We start from the raw sequence: 6,000 nt of genomic DNA on the forward strand, positions 1-6,000 counted from the left end.
GGCGGCGCGGGTCGCCGCATGAAAAAACCGGCATCGCGTCACGCGATAAGCCGGTTTTTCGTATTTTTGTTGGCCGAACCGGGAAGCTTGCCGCCGGTCGGGTGGCCGGCGCTTGCTAGCTTTCGCGCTGCCGGTAAGCGTCCCGCACCCGTTCGATCTGGGCAAGGTGGCCGCGAATATGCCGCACGCGGTAGCCGAGCAGCTCCTCGAACGTGAAACGCGCCAGATCGGGGTAGACGCCGACCCGCCGCCATTCTTCGGGGGTCAAGTGCCCCATCAGCGTCTTCATGCCGCTGCGCAGCAAGCGGAACAGCTCCAGCTGCTCCTCGCGGTCCGTCAGGTCGTACCTTAATCGCGCCGTCCATGCTTCTTGGTCGAAGGACGCCAGCATCGGCTCGTCCTCCGCCAGCACCTTGCGCATCCGGGACGTCGACGATACCTCCGAATCCGTCACGTGGACCAGAATCTCGTGAATGCTCCACTCGTCCGGCGCCGGTTTGAAGCGCAGCTCCTCTTCGCTCAAGCCGTCCACGGCCGCCCGCAGCAGCTCGTAGCCGCGGCCGTATTCATCGATCAGCGTTTGCGTTTGCATGGGGGCTCCTCCTTGTCAACGGGCTGGTTTCCATTTATTGTAGCATAGGAACGGGGCGGCCGGACGGTAACGGGCAAGATTGCGCCTCCGCTTCCAAGCGGCCATTGATTGAGGTGCCGAATCATTTAGGACGCGAACGATTGCGAAGGAGGACGGGGGATGCGAACGGCGACGATACGAAGAGCGACCGAGCAGGATCTGAAGCGCGTGGAGGGGCTATCCGGGCGTTGGGTTTCGGAGGGCATTACGCATGGCCTGGCGGTGACGACGGAAGCCGTGCTGCGCGGTTACTTGGGGGACTATTTCTGGGTGGCGGCGCTCGATTCGGCCATCGTAGGGTATATCCTCGGCAGCGTGCGGGAGAGCGAAGGCTTGGCGGTAATCGAGCAGGGCGAGACGTATCTGGAAATCGACGAAGTGTACGTGCTTCCGGAGTACCGGAGCATGAACGCCGGTCACGGGCTCGTCGATCGCCTGCTGCAAGCGTCGGAGGAGAACGGGGTCCGCCGTGCCGTCGTGTATTCCGCGAGCAAGCAGTGGCAGCGGGTGGTCGGGTTCTACGAGAAGCACGGATTTCAAATGTGGTTCGTGCAGATGTACCGCTGAGGCGGACCTGCCGCGGGCGGGCAGGCGCGCACGGCGCGCATTCGGACGGGGGCGAACGAAAGAAGGCTGGAACCGCGGGGTTCCAGCCTTTTGTTATGCGTGGCGAAGCCGCGCGTCACTCGGCGTCCGTTTCGATCACGAACCCGGCCACCGTCGCCAGGTCGGCCTCCGTCACGACGAGCTTGCCTTCGGGCAGCTCGCCCGCGGCGAAGTCGCGTACCGCCTTCAGCCGGCCGCCCTCCGCGGCGAAGACGCGCACGCGGGCGAACGGACGGTCCAGCCGCAGCTCGCCGGCGGCGAACGGAATGCAGGCCACCTCGCCGGAGTCGGCGATGGCGCGGTCGTCCTGCGCGATGACGGCCCAGCGGCCGGTGAACGCGACCGGCTCGGCGGCCGGGTACGCGACCGGGCCGGCCGCGCCGTCCGCGCGCAGCGCGAGCGCGGTCAGCCGCGGCGCGCCGGCGCCGTCCGGGCCGGCTTCGAGCCGGCCCCACGAGCCGAGCCGCGGCTCGCCTTTCAGGCTGCCGGGATCGGCGTCGAGCCACAGCGGCTTCCAGCCGCAGGTGCGCCGGTGCCAGGCCTGCAGCGCCGCCCAGCGGTTCCGGTCGACCGTCGTCATCCGCTTGCCGTCGTTGTCGGTCTCGCCGAGCGTCAAGCCGTTGACGCCGACGACCGCCGTATCGAGCAGGATCGAGGAGAGCGCGTCCCAGTAGTAGCCGGTCGACGTGTTGACGGCCATGCCGTGCCGCGCGGCGAGCGAGGCCCAGAGGCAGCGCTGGTTGTGGCCGGCGATCTCGTGCGCCGCGCTGTCGCCGGCGTCGCCGAGATCGTCGAGGTTGATCATGTCGGAGACGTCGCGCATCAGGGGATGGATGCCGTAATAGATGATCGTGACGTCCGGGTCGACGGATTTGGCGGCGTCATGCACCAGCTTCAGCAGCGAATAAGCCAGCCGCTCGCCGCGGTAGGCCGGATCGCGGGGCACGGCGGCGTCCGGGCCGGGAAAGCCGTAGCCGAAATCCAGCTTCAGCGCCGCCGGCTTCCAGCGTTCCACGATCCGCTTCGTGCGCTCGGCGACGAGCGTCCGCGTCCGCTCGGAGCTCGGATCGAGCAGGTAATGGAACTTGTTCCCGAACGGACTGCCGGACCAACGCCATTCGCGCGGCTCGCCATCGGGGCCGCACAGCAGGTCGTCCTTCGTCAGGCCCTGCGATTCGGGATCGTCGGTCCAGCCGAGGCTCTGCCAGAAGGCGAGGTCGTAGCCGCGCGCCCGGATGTTCGCGAGGTCGGCTTCGAAGTCGGGGAACAGCTCGTAGTTCGGCTCGCCGCTGCCGTCGAAGGTCTCCCACGATTCGTCCAGGATGACCATGTCCGCCGGCGTCGCGCCGGATACCCGGTCGACGAACTGCTTCAGGTCGAACCGGCCTTCCTTGAAATCGCCCCACGTGCACAGGAACGAGCGCTGGTGCCGCGGCGCCTTCGGCTCGAACGGGCCGAAGCCGTCGTAGAGCGCGCCGAGCGCCTCGTAGCCCGAGCCGCCCCAAGCGAGCCGCAGCGGTTCGCGCCAGCTGCGCGAGGCCGCCTCGCCCGGCCCCCACAGATCCTCGCGGTACGCGTAATGCACGCAGGCCGTGGCGGATTGCAGCCGCAGCGTCAGCGGCGCGTCCGGCACCTCGCCGGGGCCGAAGGCGAGCCAGCCGTGCCGGCCGCCCATCGCGGCGGCGTACAGCGGCCGCGGGAACGCCGCCGCGTACGGCGTGCCCATGGCGTCGCCGAAGCTGCCGAGCGGCAGCCGCGCGTCGCCCATGTCCCACGAGCGCCAGAACGAGTGGGTCGGGGACGAGCCCGCCGCGGGCACGCAGTAGCCCTCGGCCGCCCAGTCCGGCCAGTGGACGGCGTCCGCGCTCGGCGCGCGCCGGCGTTCGGCCGCCGTCAGCGCGCGCGAGCCGAACAGCAGCGCGACGACGCGGGGGACGCGCTGCCAGGTTACGTCCACCTGCTTGACGCGGAAGCCCCAAGCCGGAAAGTCGCAGACGAGCATGCCCGTGCCGTACCCTTCCAGGTCGAACGCGATCCGCCATTCCCCCTCGCCGCCGGCGGTCACCCCCGTCGCCGCCGCTTTCGCGTACTGCCGCCGTCCGTCCGCTTCGAGCTCGAACGCCGGCAGCAGGCTGCCCGTCCACGCCGCGCGCCCGTCGGCCGCCGCCTCGCCCGCCTGCGGATCCGGCGCCGTCAGCCGAGCCTCGTCCAGCGCCACGTTCCATTCCAGCCGCATGCCGGCCGCCGCCCCCGCCAATACCGTCGCGGCTTGCGCTCCGCTCACCATGAACACCATTCCCTTCGCGATTCGTTGTCGCTCTCATTATAGAAGCGCGGGCGGGAAAAGTAAGTAGCCCCTACCGGGAAAGGGGTGTCCAATATCGCGATTATTGCCCGTGCGCCGTCGGCGGCGGAAGCGGCGCCGCCTTCCTTCTCAGCCTCCTTCGCCGTTGCCGCCTTCCTTGTCCGCCTTCGGCCAATCGATGCGGTGATCCGCGCCGTACAGCGAGGAACAAAATTCCGTCAGGCTCATGCCGGTCTTCTTCTTGAACATTTTGCCGAACGCGTGGATGTCGTTGTAGCCGACCTGCGCGGCGATCTCCCCGAACGACAGCGGGGATTGGAGCGCCAGCTCCTTGGCCTTGGCGACGCGCGCCCAGATGAGGAACTGCATCGGCGTGATGCCGAACGCCTTCTTGAACTCCGCGATCAGGTAGTTCCACGTCAGGCCCGACAGCCGTTCCAGCTCGGCGGCGTCAAGGCCCGCGTCGAGCCGGGCTTCGATGTGGTTTTTGACCTGAATGAGCTTGGCCAGGCTCTTGCGGGACACGGCGGTTTCCTGCCGGCCCTCCGCGACGCGGCGCGACGTCTCCGCGAGGATCGCGAGCAGCAGCGACTGGCAGCGCAGCCCGTTCTCGAGGCCCGGCTGCCGGTACTTGGCGACGAGCTCGGCAAACTGCCGCTCCACCGCGTGCCCGTCGAAGCGGCCGAGCATGTGGGCGCCCGCCAGCAGCTCCTCCGCGGGAAACGGCAGGTCCGCGAAGTGGAACACGACGGTGATCGAGATGAACGGCTTGCCGGGCAGCGCGAGCAGTCCGTGCGACTCGTACGGCCGATAGAAGAAGACGTCGCCCTTCTCCACCGGATGGACGCGGCCGTCGACGGCGAATTCGCCGCGCCCGCCGATGACGTAATTGAGCGCGTACTGCTTCAGCGTGCGCCCGGCGAAGCTCCAATCGGGCGGCGCGTGGAAAATATGGGCGAGCGTGACGTACGGGGGAAACCGGAAATCGCTCAGCGCGTCCAGCGTGTCGCGGGGATGCAGGGCGGCGAGATCGGGTTCGTGCATGCGGGATCCATCCTTTCGCGGGCCGGGTTTTCGCAAGGGGCAGCGCGCGCCGTCTGCGAAATTCGTAAGATCGGATACGCTTTCGCGCGGATCCGCCAAATACGGGAGGCCGGGCCTTTTTTTACAATGATACTAGGGAATCGCCTGATCTGCGAGGAGGGACCGAACGTGAAAATTACCCAGCTGGAATTGTTGAAGGTGCCGCCGTCCTGGGTGTGGGTGCGCATCCATACCGACCGGGGGCTGAGCGGGCTCGGCGAACCGTATCTCGAGGATCACCCGGAGGTCGTCATCGCCGAGGTGAACCGCCTCGCGCCGTTCCTGATCGGCGAGGACCCGACGCGGCTCGAATACCTGTGGAAGCGCATGTACGAGTCCGGCAACGGCTACCGGGGCGGCCCGGTCAAAATGAGCGCGATCAGCGGCATCGACATGGCGCTGTGGGACCTCGCGGGCAAAGCGTACGGCCTGCCGGTGCATAAGCTGCTCGGCGGCGCCTACCGCGACCGGGTGAAAGTGTACCGCGCCTGCCATGACGAGCCGCCGTACACGGTCGCGCCGGGCTTGCCGTACCGGCCGGCGCCGGATGGCGCGGCGGCCGCGGACGCGGACCGAAGCGGCGCGCCGGAGCGGATGGCCCGCGCCGCCGAGACGCTGCTCGAATGGGGCTTCCGGTGCCTGAAGCTGCATTTCGGCCCCGCGGATACGCTCGAGCGGCCGGCAGACCTCGACGCCATCGTCGCCTGCGTCGAGGCGGTGCGCCGCGCGGTTGGCCGGGAGATCGACGTCGCGGTCGACATCCACAACACGCATCCGTCGCGGGCGCAGCAGCTGATGCGCCGCTTCGAGCCGCTCGGCCTCTTGTTCGTGGAGGAGCCGCTGCCGCCGGAGCGGATCGATCTGCTCCGGCGCGTCGTCGACGCGGCGCCGGTGCCGGTGGCCGCGGGCGAGCGGTGGATGGGCAAGTGGGCGTTCCGCGAGGCGCTCGAGGCCGGGGCCGCCGTGCTGCAGCCGGACATCGCGCACGCGGGCGGCTTCACCGAGCTGCGCAAGATCGCCGCGATGGCCGAGGCGTCGTATGCCGCGGTCGCGCCGCACTGTCCGCTCAGCGCGCTCAGCTTCGCGGCGAGCATCCAGTTCGGCGCCGCGGCGCCGAACTTCCTCGTGCAGGAGCATAACGAGGTGAACGACGGCCGGGAGGGCGGCGTCACGCGCATCGGCGGCGGCTACATGAAGGCGCCGTTCGAGCTCGGCCCGGACGGCTGCGTGGCCGTGCCGGACGCGCCGGGTCTCGGCTTCGAGCTCGACCCGGCCGGCTTCGAGGCGGTGCTGCGCCGGCCGTGGCGGGCGGCCCGGGGGAAGCGCGCAAGAGGCGCGCGCCGGGGACGGCGTCCGCCGAGCGCGGGGCCGTCCC

The 6,000-nt window shown here is 69.2% G+C and carries 5 protein-coding genes; 2 read left to right on the forward strand and 3 right to left on the reverse strand.

Features of this window, described 5'->3' with window-relative positions:
• Positions 1-115: 115 nt before the first annotated feature.
• Entirely contained in the window at positions 116-592 is a 477-nt protein-coding gene (locus I8J29_RS30565; RefSeq protein WP_208851080.1) for a DinB family protein, read from the reverse strand.
• A 159-nt stretch (positions 593-751) separates the two neighbouring features.
• Here I8J29_RS30565 and I8J29_RS30570 point away from each other — a divergent pair, with 159 nt between their 5' ends.
• Complete coding sequence (locus I8J29_RS30570) at positions 752-1,198, forward strand: GNAT family N-acetyltransferase (RefSeq protein ID WP_208851081.1); 447 nt, start codon at positions 752-754, stop codon at positions 1,196-1,198.
• Positions 1,199-1,313: 115 nt separating this feature from the next.
• Here I8J29_RS30570 and I8J29_RS30575 read toward each other — a convergent pair whose 3' ends face one another.
• Positions 1,314-3,524, reverse strand: coding sequence for an alpha-amylase family protein (locus tag I8J29_RS30575; RefSeq protein WP_208851082.1), 2,211 nt, complete (start codon positions 3,522-3,524; stop codon positions 1,314-1,316).
• 147 nt (positions 3,525-3,671) lie between these two features.
• Complete coding sequence (locus I8J29_RS30580) at positions 3,672-4,586, reverse strand: helix-turn-helix domain-containing protein (RefSeq protein ID WP_208851083.1); 915 nt, start codon at positions 4,584-4,586, stop codon at positions 3,672-3,674.
• Positions 4,587-4,754: 168 nt separating this feature from the next.
• Between I8J29_RS30580 and I8J29_RS30585 the strand changes: the two genes are divergently transcribed.
• The coding region (locus tag I8J29_RS30585; protein ID WP_208851084.1) for an enolase C-terminal domain-like protein at positions 4,755-6,000 on the forward strand (1,246 nt) is incomplete at its 3' end.

It is taken from the genome of Paenibacillus artemisiicola (assembly GCF_017652985.1).
Classification (GTDB): Bacteria; Bacillota; Bacilli; order Paenibacillales; family Paenibacillaceae; genus Paenibacillus_Z; species Paenibacillus_Z artemisiicola.

Coding starts and splice junctions, on each gene's coding strand:
- I8J29_RS30565 (WP_208851080.1), bottom strand. CDS start 592: ATGCAAACGCAAACGCTGATCGATGAATACGGCCGCGGCTACGAGCTG.
- I8J29_RS30580 (WP_208851083.1), bottom strand. CDS start 4,586: ATGCACGAACCCGATCTCGCCGCCCTGCATCCCCGCGACACGCTGGAC.
- I8J29_RS30575 (WP_208851082.1), bottom strand. CDS start 3,524: ATGGTGAGCGGAGCGCAAGCCGCGACGGTATTGGCGGGGGCGGCGGCC.
- I8J29_RS30570 (WP_208851081.1), top strand. CDS start 752: ATGCGAACGGCGACGATACGAAGAGCGACCGAGCAGGATCTGAAGCGC.